Source organism: Wolbachia endosymbiont of Howardula sp., from assembly GCF_025021925.1.
Lineage (GTDB): Bacteria > Pseudomonadota > Alphaproteobacteria > Rickettsiales > Anaplasmataceae > Wolbachia.
The window spans coordinates 186,647-203,663 of sequence record NZ_CP092368.1 but is presented as its reverse complement, the minus strand read 5'-3'; the positions used below and the strand labels follow the sequence as shown (position 1 = coordinate 203,663).

The window sequence follows — 17,017 nt, the reverse complement described above, 5'->3', positions numbered from 1 at the left end:
ATAATATTAGGATCCGTATCTACCGTCAGTTCTAGTATCTTTCCAAGACCTGAAGTTAAGGTGGGTATCACATATCAATTCAAAAATCAACAGAGGTAATTCCCTTGATTTGCAATTTATCGCTCGGAAATGCATTACTTCACTAAGCACGTATAGAACAGATCCTGATCAGGATTATATCATTTATATATGTCTTGTCTATAAATGATATAGTAGATCTAATTATAAAATCGCCAATTCAATCTTAAATGAAATTAAGAGACTTTCGTAAAAAAATCAGGTAGTAGAATTTTATATCAAGATTTATAATAATAACTAACATTCTATCTTTGGACAATCATAAGAACATTGTTATGACAAGTTAGCAAACTATAAAAAATGAGGAAACTATGGAATGTTTGTATACCTTAATCTTGAAATTATATATTTCTTACATATTCATCGATAACATAATTTTTGAGTACTAAGTTTGATATATTAACAATATTATTTCATAATAAATGAAAATCAGAATAAAACGAATGAGTGAAGAGATAGAACAGATTTTATAAAACAGAAACTTTGATCTCTCATTGTTAAGAATAATCTTCTGTCAAACAGAAGGATGATTGGATTTAAAAAAAAATGTTTGATGAGAAGAATGAGATGTCAATGGAATGTGCTACAAAGCAAGATTTTGGCATACTTAATATTATTTGATTTAATAGAGAAAAAGCTTTTTTTTAGTAATATGTGCATATTAAATGGTCTATTGACTTTTGCTCTGTTATAGATATTATACTCAAATTAGGTTGGGTAATTAGCTCAGTTGGTAGAGCACTTGTTCGACATACAAGAGGTCACTGGTCCGAATCCAGTATTACCCATAACTAATAATTTGATAAAAATTTAAAGATCCTAATATGACAGCAATTCATAATGGTAAACACGTATCGTCTGCACAATCGAAGCGTTTACTATATTCTATAGTAATAGTTGCGATTACAATGTGTATGGAAATATTAGGTGGAGTCATTTCACATTCTCTTGCTCTACTATCAGATGCATGTCATATGATGACTGATTTATGCGCATTAGTGCTCAGCTGGTTCGCACATAAATTGTCATCTAAAAAATCAGATTTAAAGAGATCATATGGATATCATAGATTACAGATCATCGCAGCATTTATTAATGGTCTGACCTTATTCTTTATTGCAATTATTATAATAAGTGAAGCAATTAAGAGATTTATTTTTCCTATTACTGTCGAATGGAAAATAATGCTTATTATTTCTGTACTGAGTTTGACATCCCATATCATAGTCTTTTTGATATTACATAGCAAACATGAAAGCAATATTAATATTAGAAGTGCTGTATTACATGTTGTAGGAGATATTTTAGGTTCTATAGCTGCTATACTTGCATCCATCATTATCATGATAACTGGATGGCAAATGGTTGATCCTATCTTATCAGTATTTGTAAGTGTTATAATACTTAATAGTGGATATAAAATTCTTAAGAATTCTGTGCATATTCTACTTGAAGGCACACCTGAAGATATTTCTACTGAAGAAATTAAAAGTCACATTATCTCAGAATTGACTGAAGTAATAGATGTACATCATATACATATCTGGTCACTCTCTGATCAGTATGTGATTCTTACTATGCATGCTCAGGTGACACATAATGCTAAGCATACTGATATCTTATATCAGATAAAAAAGATACTATTAGATAGGTTTAGTATTGCTCATTCTACAGTAGAAATTGAGAATAATGAGTGTATTGATAAGAGAATCATACCTATATTACAGTAAAAATTACTATATGATATTATAAAGTGATTTTTTTCTATTATATTTTTTTAAAGAATTTATATTCTGTACCTTGTATAATATTGATGATATTTCTATAATGTTTACAGCAAATTAATATTGCAATTGCTAATAACATAGCAAATTCTTCTTTACTCATGACGATTAGAAATAATAACGCAATTACTATTGTTGCGACTAAAGATGCAAGTGAAGAATATCTAAAAATGTAAAATACTATCACCCAGGTAAGGATAAATAATAAACTTATGTAAGTATGAAAGCTTAAATCAAATCCTATTAATATCCCTAAAGTTGTTGCTACTCCCTTGCCACCATTAATGCATTTAATCCAAATGGGAAACATATGACCTAAGACTACTAAAAAAGTACATATCAATATTTCATATTGTTCATATAAATATTGTTCTGCAATATATACAGAGAGCAATCCCTTACAGATATCAAATAATAAAGTCATAACTGCAAGTATCTTATGTCCTGTCCTCATAACATTAGTAGCACCTATATTTCCTGATCCTATTATGCGTAAATTAATTCCTTTTGCTCTTGTAATAATCAAGCCAAAAGGAACGGATCCTAAAATATAGGATAAGCTGGCAATTAGATAAAATAACATGTTAGACCACAGATATTACTATAGATAAGCAGACATGTTATGACTATGTTTATTATATATAATTCTCTAATAGTATAATGAACATCAACATAATACATCAACTTGATATCTATATATCAAGTTATATAAAAATACTAATTTATTTTATCTTTACTTAATCTTGTTAGATAACACTGTATTTCATTATTAATTTGATTGCTAAAAAGTATAAGAGCGATCATATTGATAAGAGCTAAACAACAAAATAAAGTACCACCTATATTTGCAATAGTCATAATATCTTGTGACAGGCCAGAAAAAAATGCTACTATTATGACTGTTATTCTATATAAAAATACACTCTTTAATCCAAATAAATATTGCCATCCCATTTCACAGCAATATACAAATGATGTTACAGATGAGAATGCAAATAAAGGAGCAGAAATCACTAATAGTATAGGAAACCATGGAGCAACTGTTTCAAATGCTTTCTGAGTAATTAATATACCTTCACCAATACCAGATTGATATGCACCTGTAATAACAATTACGACACCTGTTAAACAACATACTAGCATAGTATCAAAGCAAGGTTCTAGCATAGCAACCAATCCTGTTCTTACTGGTTCTTTATCTTTTGTAACTGCATGAGTAATTGCTGCAGCTCCTATTCCTGCTTCACTTGCAAATATTGCTCTTTGAATACCAGCAACAAATGCTCCTAAAATTCCACTGCCCACAGCATGAAAATCTATCATACTAGAAAATAGTATTTTCAATGTATAGCTAAGATTATGAATATTAAATATTATAATAATAATACAACTTACAATATATATTATTGACATAATAGGTACTAGTGCAGAAGAGACTATAGCGATTCTCTTAATACCTCCTATAATAACTAATCCAAGTAATATAGAGACTATCAAAGATAGTACCCAATGATGATTATCTATCCATACTGAATAATAAGATAATATTGATACCATTTGATTAGTTTGGAATGCGACACTTCCACCAAAACCTGATAATACAAAAAATACTGAATATATAGCAGCGAGTATAATACCAAGTTTTCTAAATCCAAATTCTTCTAATCCATTTCTAATATAATAAAAAGGACCACTAAATAATTGATCTTGACCTTCTGTTCTATGTCTAAATGCTAATGTGACTTCAGAAAATTTTACTGACATCCCAAAAAATCCTGTAATCATCATCCATGGTACTGCTCCTGGTCCGCCCATTGAAACAGCAATTGCAACACCAGCAACAGTACCAAGCCCTACTGTACTGGATAATGCAGTAGCAAATGCTTGAAAATGTGTAATATGACCACTGTGATGTTCAGTATCATATTTTCCACATAAAATAGATAATGCGTGATAAAACATTCTGATATTCAGAAATTTAAAACGTAATGTTAAAAAAACATAACCGCATGATAATAAAAGGATGATAAATGGGATATAAAAAATCTTAAAAAATAGCACTGTATTCATAAAGTTATTGATCTGATTTAATACACTATCATAACATTCATAAAAACCAGAACTATACGCATTATTACAGAATAGATAACTCAATGTAAGATATATTATTGATCTATAAAACATTTTTAACACACCTTTTAGAATTGTAATAGGAATCAATCACATGTAGTATTTCTTTTCTTAGCAAAAATATTGCAATGGAATTTGGAATGATGAGACACATAAATAAACTTTCTCCCATATAAGATATATATTCTATATTTTCTGATACACAACTGATATATACTGAAATTACTATAAAAATTTGGAATAAGATGGAAATCTTTTTATCACCAAATAAGTAATACAAAGCTACTTCATAGTAGTAACAATATGCTATTATTGTGGAAAAAGCAAAGGAAAACATCATAACAGGTAAGATAGATGTCTTTAAGATGGGTATATCTGTTACAAGAATCTTACTAATTAATGTAATATCTCCTATAGTATTGATGCTATTATGTGTATCTGTAATCAGTATTATGATCCCAGTAAGAAAGGAAATTAATACTGTATCTACAAATGGTGCAAGCATTGCAACACAACCAACTTTTATTGGATCTCTTTCTTGCACTATTGAATGTGCTATAGCAGCTGTACCTGTACCAGCTTCATTAGCAAAAACTGCTCTTCTTATACCAGTGATTAATCCACTAAAAATCCCTCCTCCTATAGCAGATGTGTTAAAAAGATCCTGAAAGATAAGACAAAAAGAATATAATAAATTATGTCCATGTAAATATATTATATATATGCATATAACTATATATAGTATTACCATGATGGGAGTTAAGATTGTAGCAATAAAAGAAATACTTCTGATCCCTCCAAGGGATACAATAAATACAACTATCGAGATAATAATTGATATATCATATTGAAAGAGATTATTTGATAACATAGATATTTGATTTGCTTGAAATGGAATACCTCCTAATAGCATAGCAATTGTAAGTATTATGGCATAAATATAAGCAAGTAATTTGCCTGTTATAATAAATCCAAGTTTTGCAAGGCCGTACTCAATATAGTAAAAAGATCCTCCAATAGGATTTTCGGATCTATAAATAAATGCTAGTACTACTTCAGCAAATTTTATCGACATACAAAATATTCCTGTAATGATCATCCAAAAAATTGTACTTGGTCCTCCAATTGTCACAGCAATTGCAACTCCTGATATTGTGCCTAGACCTATTGTTCCGGAAAGGGCCGTAGAGAAAGCTTGAATATGGGTAATGACGCCACAATTATTAATATTATGATTAAGATTAATTAAAGTGTGTATTCCATATTTGAATAATCTAATATTAATAAATTTAAATTGTACAGTACAGAATATACCAGTAGTGAGAACCCATATAGTGATGAATGGAATAGTCCACATATTTTTAGATATTTAGTATAATAATTGGTATATATTTATAATTAAACATTATTGTCATATGTCTTTACTTTTATCTACTATGATTATATTTGTATGTGATTTACTTATTTGTATATGCAAAATATATGTAATAACCTATGCTAATAGGAGTACTCAATAGATAAATTATTATTAGAATTGGTAATGTAATCCATGGTTTGCTGATCAATAAAACAATTAGTATTCCAACAAATGATAGAAATATATAAGAGAGATTTTTGGGGATATAAAGATATTTAGCAGAAAAAGTAGGAATATGACTAATCGAAAATAATGCGATTCCTAAAAAGTAAAAAGCACTATTTCTCATATTAAAAATATATTCCATTAATTTGAAAAGTGCATTTTCATGAGATTGTAAGGTAATAATAATTGGCAATAATGCAAGGACAGCACATACTGGTGCAGGAGCACCAGAAAAGAAAAATTTTTCCCAATGTAGTTGCTCTATCTGTATCAAAACATTAAATCTTGCAAGTCTAATTGAGATACAAATAACATATATCATTACTAATATCCAACCCATAATTTTAATTTCTCTGAATTTCCAAAAATACAAAAGAAAGGCAGGTGCTGCACCAAAATTGAGAAAATCTGCAAAAGAATCAAGTTGAGCTCCAAAATCACTAGTTGATTTTAGTATTCTAGCTATCCTACCATCCATACCATCTATTATTGCAGCAATCACTACAAAGATCACGGCACATTCCCATTGTTGGTTAAATGTAAATTTTAATGAAGTTAGACCAGAACATAATCCTAATAAAGTAATAAAATTTGGAAATAGCTTAGTAATAGGTAATAATCTATTATTATCACTATCTTGATTCATATACAGTGATAAGTGGGTTTCTCTTGCATATCTTCTGTACTTAAGCTTGCTATAATGGTTTCACCACCTATCAGAGTTTGTCCTTCTGCAATCCTAATATTCATATTAGAAGGAAGATAAATATTAACTCTACTACCAAATCTTATAATACCAAATCGTTCTCCTGCTGTAACATGTTGCGAAACTGTTAAATGACATATAATGCGTCTAGCTAACATACCAGCTATTTGTTCTAAAATAATTTCCTTACCTTTTTGATATTCAATTAAAATTATTTGTTTTTCATTTTCATTACAAGAATCGTGATTCATTGCAGATAAGAAACTTCCTTTCTTATATTGCATTTTTTTGATTGTACCAGAAATAGGTATGCGATTAACATGCACATTAAATACACTTAAAAATATACTAATAAGTGTATACTTTCTGTTTTCTTCACCTGAGAATGATTGTGGATAAATAACTTCTTGAATATGACTCACAATACCATCAGCAGGACTGAGTATTAGATTCTTGTTATCTGGTACAATTCTCACGGGATCACGAAAAAAATAAATACATAACAATGTTAAAAATATACATACTACGCCAATAGTCCATAAAAAAACACACGCAATACACGTAACTATACAAAAGAAGAATATAAATGGATATCCTGATTTATGTATATTAGGGAAGACATAACATTTCATTGTGATTACATATAGATTATTTGTTAATAACTTAACATCTCTCAATGAGCATGTGAAGATGTTTTTTTGAATAGTAATTTCATTATATGTGATCAGTGACCTATTTAATGTAGTACAGGATTCCTTTTTCTGATAGTTAAATATAATATTGAATATATGATAAAGCGATACTCAACTCTCTCTCAATATATTTTTATCGTTAAAGATCATCTATTACTCTTCTATAATGTGATGATTACTATCTATATTTATACAGATATCATCATCATGCTTAAAAATGAAATCTCGAATTTTCAATTCTATTTCATGTGCAATCTGCTGATTATTTTTAAAGTAATTTTTTACATTCTCTCTCCCTTGTCCAAGACGGATATTATTATAAGAATAGTAAGCACCTGATTTTATAATCATGCCAAGCTTTGTTGCTATATCTAATATCTCTCCTGTGCGCGAGATACCATCAGAATACATAATATCAAATTTTGCCTCTCGAAATGGAGGCGCGACTTTATTCTTTATTACTTTTACTCGTGTTTCATGACCTACAATATTTATTTTGTCTTTTATTGTGCCAATTCTTCTAATATCTAATCGTATAGAAGTATAGAATTTTAAGGCATTACCACCTGTAGTAGTTTCAGGATTGCCATATATAAAGCCTATTTTTATACGTATTTGATTAATAAATATTAATATACAATTTGCTTTTGCAACTACAGAAGTCAGCTTACGTAATCCATGGCTAAGAAGCCTTGCTTGTAAACCTACATGTTGTTCACCCATTTCACCTTCAATTTCTGCTCTTGGAGTTAATGCTGCTACAGAATCAACAACTATCACATCAATTGCACCAGAACAGACTAAGTTTTCTACTATGTTCAATGCTTGTTCTCCATTATCTGGCTGTGAAATGATTAAATCATCAATGTGTACTCCAAGTTTACATGCATATGATAGATCTAATGCGTGTTCTGCATCAATGAAAGAACAAATGCCTCCTATTTTTTGTGCTTCAGCAATGACATGTAAAGCAAGAGTAGTTTTACCAGAACTCTCAGGTCCAAATATTTCTACTATACGTCCTTTTGGTAATCCACCTACTCCAAGCGCTAAATCCAGTCCAAGAGATCCTGTTGATATTGTTTCGACTTGATCTAAAGGATGTTGTTTAAGCTTCATGATGATACCCTTACCAAATGTCTTTTCAATATGATTGATTACTCTTTCCAAGGATTGCTGTTTATCAGATTGTTTATCCTCTAATTCTAGATTCATAAATCTTGGTATATGTTATATCACGTTATAATTATGCGATACTCAGACTAGTTTGCCAAGGCTTTATGTGCGATATAATAATTTAAAGTATATAAAGATTCATTGTACTCTCTCAAAGAGAGTATGTTAAACTGATTAAGGTATATGTGAAAAATTAAGGCTTTTATGCGTTATAAACTTATTATAGAATATAATGGTTATTCTTTCTCGGGATGGCAAAAGCAAAAACAATCTTCTAATTCCATTCAAGCGGCAATAGAAAATGCAATATTTTTATTTACTGGTACAAGAGTAGAGTTATATTGTAGTGGTAGAACTGATGCAGGAGTACATGCTATAGGACAAGTCGCTCATTGTGATCTTGAAGTGGAGTACACACTTGAAACAATTCGTAATGCACTAAATTTTTATCTCAAATCAATTCCAATTGTGATACTCAATGTAAGTATTGTAGATAATACATTTCATGCAAGATTTTCAGCAAAAAAAAGATATTATGAATATCGTATTATTAATAGAGATGTACGAATAGTATTGGGCTCTGGTTATGCATGGTATGTCATGGAACCAATTAATATTGATATTATGAATAGAGCAGCTCAATATCTCATTGGTCAGAATAATCTTTCAAGCTTTAGATCGAAAGATTGTCAAGTGAGAAATCCAATAAAAACAATTGATAGTATTAATATTGTAAAAAAAATCGATCATATTTATATTACAATATCTGCAATATCATTTCTATATAAGCAAGTAAGAATTATCGTAGGTACTTTAATTGATTTTGGCAAAAGAAATACAAATCCTCATGAAATGTTCAATATTATTACTCAATGTAAAAGAAGCGCAGCCGGTATGACTGCACCACCTTATGGCCTTTATTTAGTCAAGATAGATTATTAAATGTTTATTATACTACATTAGTATAACGAATGCACATGTATAACATATTCTTACTAGACTATAGTTAGAGAGTATGAAAGATTTGATGATTTGTATAAGAACTCCATTCTCTTGCTGGTAATTATACAGAGCTATCGCACAACATCAATACATGAATATTGCTCACATTATTGAATCATATCAAATAATATCACTGATATAAGTATGTCATATAGATCTCTCTACTTTAGAGCTTTTAAGTCAGATACTAATCTTAGTATTCATATTACACAAGTGTGAGTCTATAAATATAAGAGCATTTCATTATTAATATACCCCTAAATCTCTCATTATTTATGTTTTTCACGCATTATAGGTATAGTATTATATGTTTTATAAGATTGATCTCCATTGTTAAATATTAATACTACTCTGGAACCATGTCTTAATATGAAAAAGTCAGCAATTCTTTCAATTACTAAGTAATTATCAATTGTACGAAAATTGACTAAAGATTCATTATTTTCGTGATCTTTCATGAACACTGCAGGAAATTCAGAGTGAATATTATGAAACTGAAGATATGTAAATATTCCATCATCAAAGATTTTAATTGGTATAATCGCATGACTGCCTTTAGTATGAGAAATATAGTAATTAAAATTTAATCCTTGCTCAATAATCTTAGGATTATAAATATCTGGAATCACAGTCTTTTCAGTACTTTGATTCAGTATATTATTATATATAATATCACTTGAAGCATTATGACAGACAGGATATATAAATCTTACTTCGTATGCTAGTCTAGCATCATCTAATCCAGATGCATTTTCAGCATATAACTCAAAATGATATACTCTTTTATTTGTAATGATAGTTGCATTCGTATTTGCAAAATCATCTATAGGTTTGAGAAATAATCTATTACCTTGTGGAATTAGTTGCCAACCAGTTGAATCTCCCATCGAAATAGTATCTATTATTTCTCCTTGTTCAAATAACATACTAGATTGATAACCGTAAAACCCTACATATTTATGTATAGATTGAGCTTTGTAATTTATTATTTTGATATGATGATTTGTATCTATTGATCGTGCTTCCTGTTGTGCAAAAGTTGCATAACTACAAAAATAGAATAAATAAATTATAATATGTAACATAAAATTATAGTCTTTATTAATTTGCATGTTCTATACATTCTTAAAAAGATATCATAATATTTTTATATTTGTTATATTGCATATATTGAATCTATTAAATAGTATTGATGTATCATAATATATTTAGAGATTCTAATGTAAATATATTTTTAAATATTATAAAAATCTTTTAGATGACATTTTATTCTTTGATTTTTTATTATTATAGATCTATACTGATATCTTAACTTTTTAATTTTAGCGGGGTGGAGCAGCTCGGTAGCTCGTCAGGCTCATAACCTGAAGGTCGTAGGTTCAAATCCTACCCCCGCAACCCATTTGTTCATATTTTAGCCCGATATACTGTTTAGTGATATGTGAAAATCAATATGTATGTACTTCATATGTTAATATAGATAGAGTTTTGAAGATAAAGATGTAGCGATGACTATACTTGTGCAAATATGAGTGAAGCATTTGTGCCACCAAAACCAAATGAATTAGAAAGTACATATCTCATGTTATGTTCTTGTGCTTTCAAAGGTACAAAATTTAAATCACAGTCTTCTGATGGGTGATCAAGATTTAAAGTTGGGGGAATAATCCCACTATTTAAAGCAAGTATTACAAAAATAGCTTCTACACTACCTGCTGCACCAAGTAGATGTCCAATAGAAGATTTAGTTGAAGAAATAGGAATATTATAAGCATAATCTCCAAATAACTTTTTTATTGCAATTACTTCTACTTTATCTCCAAGAATCGTTGATGTACCATGAGCATTAATATATCCAATTTGTTCTGGATCAATTTTTGCGTTTTGTATTGCGAGATGCATTGCTTGAAATGCACCTCTACCTTCTGGATGAGGTGCTGTAATATGATATGCATCTCCTGTCACTCCATATCCTACTAATTCTGCATATATTTTTGCTCCTCTTTTTTTTGCGCTTTCATATGCTTCTAAAACAAGAATGCCCGCTCCTTCACCCATTACAAATCCATCACGTTTGTTATCCCATGGTCTTGAAGATGCTTCTGGGATACTATTAAAACTAGTTGAGAGCGCTTTCATAGATGCAAAACCTGCAATTCCCATTCTACAGAGTGCACTTTCTGTTCCACCTGTAATCATGATATCACTCTCATACATTTTGATGGCTCTTGCGGAATTTATAATTGCATGAGCACCAGTAGAGCATGCAGTCACGACTGACTCATTTGGGCCTGTAAATTCATATTTAATAGCAATATGTCCAGAAATAACATTAATTAAACTTGAAGGTACAAAAAAAGGACTTACCCTTCTTGGACCTTTTTCTTGCATAGTAATAATACTCTTCTGAATCATAGGTAGACCACCTATACCAGAACCGATAGCTACACCTATACGTTCTCGATTGATATTTTGATTTTCTAAAATACAGGAATCATTGATTGCTTGAATAGCCGCAGCAATACCATAATGAATAAAACGATCTGTTCTATGTAATTCTTTTTCACACATATACTCCAAAGGATTAAAAGAATATATATTGTTATAAGATTGAGGAATAATCTGTCCTGCAACTTTGCAAGGTAGATCGGAAGTATCAAATCTATCTACATCAATAGCTCTGATACCAGATTCACCTTTTATTAATCTTGACCAAGTATTAGAGACGTCAGATGCAAGTGGAGTAATTAAACCAACACCAGTAATTACTATTCTTCTCAGCATTGAGGCTAAATATTAGATTTTTTATCACTGATATATCTAATTATTTGATTCATAGTTTCCATTTTTTGTGCATCTTCATCAGGAATTTCTATACCAAATTCTTCCTCTGATGCCATTATAATTTCAACTGCATCTAAGCTATCTGCTCCATGATCTGAAAGTTTTGAATCACCATTAAATTTATTTATATCTGTATTAATATGTTCTAATACAATTTTCTCTATTTTTGTTTCTATATCGTTTTTTATATTGTTTTGCAGTATATCGTTCATTTGATACCAAAAAATCTATTCTATGATGTTATAAAAAATTTTTGTGTTTGCAATATTTTTATCATATCATAGATGATTATAATATTTGTATTTCACTATAAACCACTTATGTAATCAGATCTTAATCTATTTTGAGACTAAATCTTAGAATCAAGATATATACTACATTCTGAGATATGAATACAAGATTTAAGTAATCAATTGTTCAATATTTTATTACTAAATATAATAGGATATTGTTATGCAAATAATGATTTTAAATACTCTTGTGCTTGATTAGTTAAAATACGACCTCTAGATGAGCGATGTATAAAGCTTATTTTTATTAAATACGGTTCTATTGTATCTTCAATATTTCTCACATCTTCAGATAATGCTATTGAGAGAGTCTCTATTCCTACAGGTCTTGAGGTATTAAATAGAAATTTAAGATATCGTATATCAAGTGTAGTAAGTCCTATTTTATTTATGCCTAATTGCGAGAGTGCATATTGCACACTCTCATACATAATTTGTATACTCTGATCTTTCACTTCAACAAAATCTCTTACTCTTCTGAGTAATCTTAATGCCAATCTGGGAGTACCACGTGCACGGAGTGCAATTTCTTGTGCAGCAGAATCATGAATTGTAATAGAGAGAGAAGTTGCACCTCTTTTAATAATCTTTATTAATTCCTCACAAGAATAAAATTCAAGATATATAGGTATGCCAAAACGCTCTCTAAGAGGATGAGATAATAAACCTATTCTTGTTGTTGCACCAATTAATGTAAATGGCGGTAAATCTATTCTCAGAGTGCGAGTTGATGGACCTCCACCTACTAATACATCTAAACAAAAATCTTCCATTGCAGGATATAATATTTCTTCAATACAATGATTTAATCGATGGATCTCATCAATAAATAATACATCCTTTTCATTTAAAGAAGTGAGGATTGCAGCTAAATCTCCAGCTTTATTTAACAATGGTCCAGAAGTTGTACGAAAACTAACCCTTAGTTCCTTAGAAAGGATATGCGCTAAAGTAGTTTTACCTAATCCAGGTGGACCACATAATAATACGTGATCTAATGCTTCATTTCTTGACCTAGCGGCACTGATAAAGACTTGTAAGTTATTTATCAATTCTCCCTGTCCTACAAAATCATCAAGATAATCAGGTCTTAGCTGAATATGTCTTAAATCTTCAGATGATATTATTTTACAGGAGGTTAATTGCATAATATTGAGAGCTCCTTGAGTGCCATACGAATCATCTCTTTAGTATCTAAGTGAGAATCATATTGTGCAATAATATGAAAAGCCTGTGTTTTATCATATCCAAGATTAATTAATGCTGACACTGCATCTTCATGCACTGCGCTACAGAAAGGATACTGTATTTTTAATTTATATATCTTATCACGTAAATCAATCATAATTCTATTTATCAGTTTTGTACCTAATCCATGTATTTTTAATGCTGCTTTATTATCTATACTAATTGCTGTAAATAACTGATTTGGAGTTAATGTACTTAAAATTGACATTGCAGTCTTATAACTCACACCATTAACTGTGACAAGTAAACGCAAACATTGTCGTTCCTCTTGAGAAATAAATCCATAAAGTTGCGTCATATGATCTCTATTATTTATATACACCTCAATAAGACATGTTAGAGACGTACCCGTCTCACATTTTTTTAAGGTCTTTTCTGAAAAGTGTATTATATATCCAATATCATGAACATTTAATATGATATGATTATTATATACTGCTTCAACTATTCCTTTCAGATTATCTATCATTCATTTGATATTATAATATAAAAATACAGTTTAAAAAATTTTATTCCCTTATGTCAATTAATGACAAGAGCAGATAATGATTTTTCTTAAAAATATCTATAGTTAAAGATACTATGCATATATATCAACTGGTTCAATAAACTTCACATGTACAATTTAGTTTTTCTTTATCTTGTAAAAAGAGTTTTTTAACCTATTAAATCAATTATACTTTCTCAATATTTTATTATTTATATTTGAAAATAATTTATTGGATAATAACAACTATAATATGATTTTTTTTTCCTACAGATAATTTGATACTTTTTTGTTTTTTAAAGCATTTAAAATGTATTACATATTTAATATCAGTGATGGTGATGTCATTAACTTTACATCCATGATTCTCTATTACTCTCTTTGCAGATGTTTTTGAAGAAGTGAGTCCTGTAATATACAATAAATCAATCAATAATTGTCCATGCAATGCTTGCATCATATTGATTTCAAATGTAGGCAATAAAATATCTTCTTGCTTTTCAAAAGTATGTACTGCATGATATAAAGCATGTTCTGATGCTTTATCTCCATGACAGATTTTTGTGACCTCTGTTGCTAAAATCTTTTTTGCTTCATTAATTTCATGACTTTTTAAGGTTTCTAACTTCTTAATTTCATTAAGAGGTAAATCGGTAAATAGTTTTAAAAAATAACCTACTTGCTGATCATCAATATTACGAAAATATTGCCAGTAATGATTAGGAGATAACATATTACTATCTAGCCATATTGCACCACCTGCAGTTTTTCCCATTTTACATCCTTGAGAGTTCAATAATAATGGAGTAGTGATTCCAAATAGTTCAGGTAGGTTTAATTTTTTTCCTAATTCAATACCGTTAATAATATTTCCCCATTGATCTGATCCACCGATCTGTACGCGGCATCCATATCGTTTATTTAATTCAATAAAATCATAGGCTTGTAATATCATATAATTAAATTCCAAAAAACTTAGGTTATGTTGCACATCAAGCCTAGTTTTCATACTCTCAAAACCTAACATACGTTTTATTGAAAAATGAGCACCGATTTTTAAGAGAAAATCTATGTATTTGATTTTATCTAACCAGTCTGCATTATTTATTATTAATGTCTCTACTTTGTGCTCATGATGACATGATAATATATTCTCTAATATCATTTTAATATTAGATATATTTTTTTGCATCTCTTCTATAGACAAGATACTTCTTTTTTTTATTCTAAAAGAAGGATCGCCTATTCTTGTTGTACAACCTCCTAATACCACTATAGGTTTATGACCTAATTTCTGAAGATGTCGTAAGATCATAATCTGAATTAAGCTACCTATATGTAGACTTCTAGCAGTACAATCAAAACCAATATAAGAGATGATATACTCATTGTTCAGTAATAATTTATTTAATCCATGAAGATTTGTACACTGATATAGATATCCTCGTTCTTGTAAAAAGTTTAAAAACTCAGAATTTTTATGCATAATATATATCTTAAGTGTATATTGATAATGATTATATTCAAAAAAAATTATATTATAACATTTCTAAGAATATAGTTCCTCTATTCTATAAAAGTCTCGTACTTCTGATCTAAAAATATGAATCATAATATCTAGAGAATGCATGACAATCCAATGCCCTCCATTTATACCTTCAACTTCTATTTTACTATATTGCTTGAGATATGTGATAATATATTCAGATAAAGCTTGTACATGTCGTATTGAATTACCAGATGCAATAATCATAAATTGAGCAATAATAGTTTTATGCGTGACTTCAAAACTGACTATATCATACCCTTGATTTTGAGATATTATAGTTTCAATAGCTCTTATGATGTCTCTTATTTCAATAAGCATTTTTTTATATTCTGTGAAGAGTCTTTTTATAATATACTAAAAGTATATACTGTGTATACATTTCAGTATATACTTGATTCATTATATAATGAATTTTAACAACAAATATATACTATAATATGTAACAGAATTCTCGGATTCTCTGATGATTATATTAATAATAATATGATTTTCTTATTATATAATGTATCATTATCATGATGTGTAATCAAAACATTCATTTGTTGTGACAAAGTATATCCATGATATGGAATAGCATACTCATAGAGTTTTTCTATGATTTGATCATAGAAGTTTTTATTTTTTAAAAAAATCAATCTACAAAAAAAATTGTATGATAATAGATAGTCATTGTCATTTAACTGATTTTTCTGATAGTGAAATCTCAAATATCATATTGAGAGCTTCACAAGCTGATATAAAGATTTTACATAATATATGCGTCAAGCTTGATGATATACCTAGATTAGTAGATATCTCTTCATTATATAAGCAAGTATTTTTTTCTATTGGTATTCATCCACTTGATTCTTCTATAGAAGAAGGTATTTGTATACAACATAGTGAGCTAATACAACTTAGTAAAATACAACAAGTTATTAGTATAGGTGAAACAGGATTAGATTTTTTAAAATCGAATAATAAAGATAATCAAGAAAAAAGTTTCTTATCTCATATAGAAGCAGCACGAGTATCGCACTTACCATTAGTGATTCATACTAGAAATGCAGATGAAAGCACTATTAAAATATTGCAATCAGAAATGCATAAAGGTGAATTTAGTGGGTTGATACATTCTTTTACATCTTCTAAGAAACTTGCTTATCAATTATTAGATTTAGGATTATATATTTCGTTTTCTGGTATTATTACGTTTAAAAACGCTAGTATATTAAGACAAATTTTCAAACTAATACCTCGTGAACGTGTATTAATTGAAACTGATACCCCTTATCTGACACCTCATCCCTATAGAAGACAAAAGAATGAGCCATATATGCTCAAATATATTATAGAATGTATATCAGAATTATGGTCGGAATCATTTTGGAATGTTGCAGATATTACAACTAATAATTTCTTTAGATTATTTAATAATGTAATGGTTCAAAAAAACTCATGACACTCCCT

The 17,017-nt window shown here is 29.1% G+C and carries 16 protein-coding genes, 2 tRNA genes and 1 other RNA gene; 5 read left to right on the top strand and 14 right to left on the bottom strand.

From position 1 onward, the window contains the following. Window positions 1-6: 6 nt before the first annotated feature. Window positions 7-167: non-coding RNA, 6S RNA (gene ssrS / locus MC061_RS01000), on the bottom strand. Between the two features lie 626 nt (window positions 168-793). Between ssrS and MC061_RS00995 the strand changes: the two genes are divergently transcribed. Together MC061_RS00995 and MC061_RS00990 are read left to right on the top strand one after the other, a co-directional pair. Then, a tRNA-Val gene (locus MC061_RS00995) sits at window positions 794-866 on the top strand. Between the two features lie 36 nt (window positions 867-902). Then, entirely contained in the window at window positions 903-1,808 is a 906-nt protein-coding gene (locus MC061_RS00990) for a cation diffusion facilitator family transporter (RefSeq protein ID WP_259536131.1), read from the top strand. A 37-nt stretch (window positions 1,809-1,845) separates the two neighbouring features. Here the strand turns inward: MC061_RS00990 and plsY are convergent, their stop codons facing one another. The 6 genes from plsY to recA all read right to left on the bottom strand — a co-directional run bounded on the left by plsY (window position 1,846) and on the right by recA (window position 8,187). Beyond that, window positions 1,846-2,445, bottom strand: coding sequence for a glycerol-3-phosphate 1-O-acyltransferase PlsY (plsY, locus tag MC061_RS00985; RefSeq protein ID WP_259536130.1), 600 nt, complete (start codon window positions 2,443-2,445; stop codon window positions 1,846-1,848). Between the two features lie 134 nt (window positions 2,446-2,579). Beyond that, window positions 2,580-4,046: an alanine/glycine:cation symporter family protein gene (locus MC061_RS00980; protein ID WP_346268842.1), complete on the bottom strand. Its 1,467-nt coding sequence runs from the start codon at window positions 4,044-4,046 to the stop codon at window positions 2,580-2,582. Then, window positions 4,036-5,349 (bottom strand): alanine/glycine:cation symporter family protein, encoded by a 1,314-nt coding sequence (locus MC061_RS00975; RefSeq protein ID WP_259536127.1) that lies wholly within the window; start codon window positions 5,347-5,349, stop codon window positions 4,036-4,038. Before MC061_RS00975 ends, MC061_RS00980 begins: the two co-directional genes overlap by 11 nt. A 100-nt stretch (window positions 5,350-5,449) precedes the next feature. Next, window positions 5,450-6,220: a CDP-alcohol phosphatidyltransferase family protein gene (locus tag MC061_RS00970; RefSeq protein WP_259536126.1), complete on the bottom strand. Its 771-nt coding sequence runs from the start codon at window positions 6,218-6,220 to the stop codon at window positions 5,450-5,452. Continuing rightward, entirely contained in the window at window positions 6,217-6,912 is a 696-nt protein-coding gene (locus MC061_RS00965; protein WP_259536125.1) for a phosphatidylserine decarboxylase, read from the bottom strand. The genes MC061_RS00970 and MC061_RS00965 overlap by 4 nt, the downstream gene beginning before the upstream one ends. A gap of 213 nt (window positions 6,913-7,125) precedes the next feature. Then, complete coding sequence (recA, locus tag MC061_RS00960) at window positions 7,126-8,187, bottom strand: recombinase RecA (RefSeq protein ID WP_259536124.1); 1,062 nt, start codon at window positions 8,185-8,187, stop codon at window positions 7,126-7,128. A 165-nt stretch (window positions 8,188-8,352) separates the two neighbouring features. Between recA and truA the strand changes: the two genes are divergently transcribed. Next, a complete protein-coding gene (gene truA / locus MC061_RS00955; RefSeq protein WP_259536123.1) occupies window positions 8,353-9,090 on the top strand; it encodes a tRNA pseudouridine(38-40) synthase TruA in 738 nt (245 codons plus the stop codon). A gap of 329 nt (window positions 9,091-9,419) precedes the next feature. On the opposite strand, the gene MC061_RS00950 is transcribed toward truA, so the two are convergent. Beyond that, window positions 9,420-10,262, bottom strand: coding sequence for a TrbG/VirB9 family P-type conjugative transfer protein (locus MC061_RS00950; RefSeq protein ID WP_410543435.1), 843 nt, complete (start codon window positions 10,260-10,262; stop codon window positions 9,420-9,422). Window positions 10,263-10,474: 212 nt separating this feature from the next. Between MC061_RS00950 and MC061_RS00945 the strand changes: the two genes are divergently transcribed. Continuing rightward, window positions 10,475-10,548: transfer RNA gene (locus tag MC061_RS00945), tRNA-Met, on the top strand. Between the two features lie 114 nt (window positions 10,549-10,662). Here the strand turns inward: MC061_RS00945 and fabF are convergent. The 6 genes from fabF to rsfS all read right to left on the bottom strand — a co-directional run bounded on the left by fabF (window position 10,663) and on the right by rsfS (window position 15,886). Beyond that, window positions 10,663-11,934 carry a beta-ketoacyl-ACP synthase II gene (gene fabF, locus MC061_RS00940; RefSeq protein WP_259536122.1) on the bottom strand — a complete coding sequence of 424 codons (1,272 nt, stop codon included), beginning with the start codon at window positions 11,932-11,934 and terminating at the stop codon, window positions 10,663-10,665. Window positions 11,935-11,939: 5 nt separating this feature from the next. Further along, a complete protein-coding gene (gene acpP, locus MC061_RS00935; protein WP_259536121.1) occupies window positions 11,940-12,206 on the bottom strand; it encodes an acyl carrier protein in 267 nt (88 codons plus the stop codon). A 239-nt stretch (window positions 12,207-12,445) separates the two neighbouring features. Further along, the gene (ruvB, locus tag MC061_RS00930) at window positions 12,446-13,432 is read right to left on the bottom strand and encodes a Holliday junction branch migration DNA helicase RuvB (protein ID WP_259536120.1); all 987 of its coding nucleotides are present in this window, start codon (window positions 13,430-13,432) and stop codon (window positions 12,446-12,448) included. Further along, the gene (ruvA, locus tag MC061_RS00925) at window positions 13,423-14,001 is read right to left on the bottom strand and encodes a Holliday junction branch migration protein RuvA (protein ID WP_259536118.1); all 579 of its coding nucleotides are present in this window, start codon (window positions 13,999-14,001) and stop codon (window positions 13,423-13,425) included. Before ruvA ends, ruvB begins: the two co-directional genes overlap by 10 nt. Before the next feature lie 247 nt (window positions 14,002-14,248). Further along, on the bottom strand, window positions 14,249-15,505 hold the full coding sequence (gene tyrS / locus MC061_RS00920) for a tyrosine--tRNA ligase (protein ID WP_259536116.1): 1,257 nt from the start codon (window positions 15,503-15,505) through the stop codon (window positions 14,249-14,251). Between the two features lie 63 nt (window positions 15,506-15,568). Beyond that, on the bottom strand, window positions 15,569-15,886 hold the full coding sequence (rsfS, locus tag MC061_RS00915) for a ribosome silencing factor (RefSeq protein WP_259536115.1): 318 nt from the start codon (window positions 15,884-15,886) through the stop codon (window positions 15,569-15,571). Window positions 15,887-16,220: 334 nt separating this feature from the next. Here rsfS and MC061_RS00910 point away from each other — a divergent pair, with 334 nt between their 5' ends. Next, window positions 16,221-17,009: a TatD family hydrolase gene (locus MC061_RS00910; RefSeq protein WP_259536113.1), complete on the top strand. Its 789-nt coding sequence runs from the start codon at window positions 16,221-16,223 to the stop codon at window positions 17,007-17,009. Window positions 17,010-17,017: the final 8 nt, after the last annotated feature.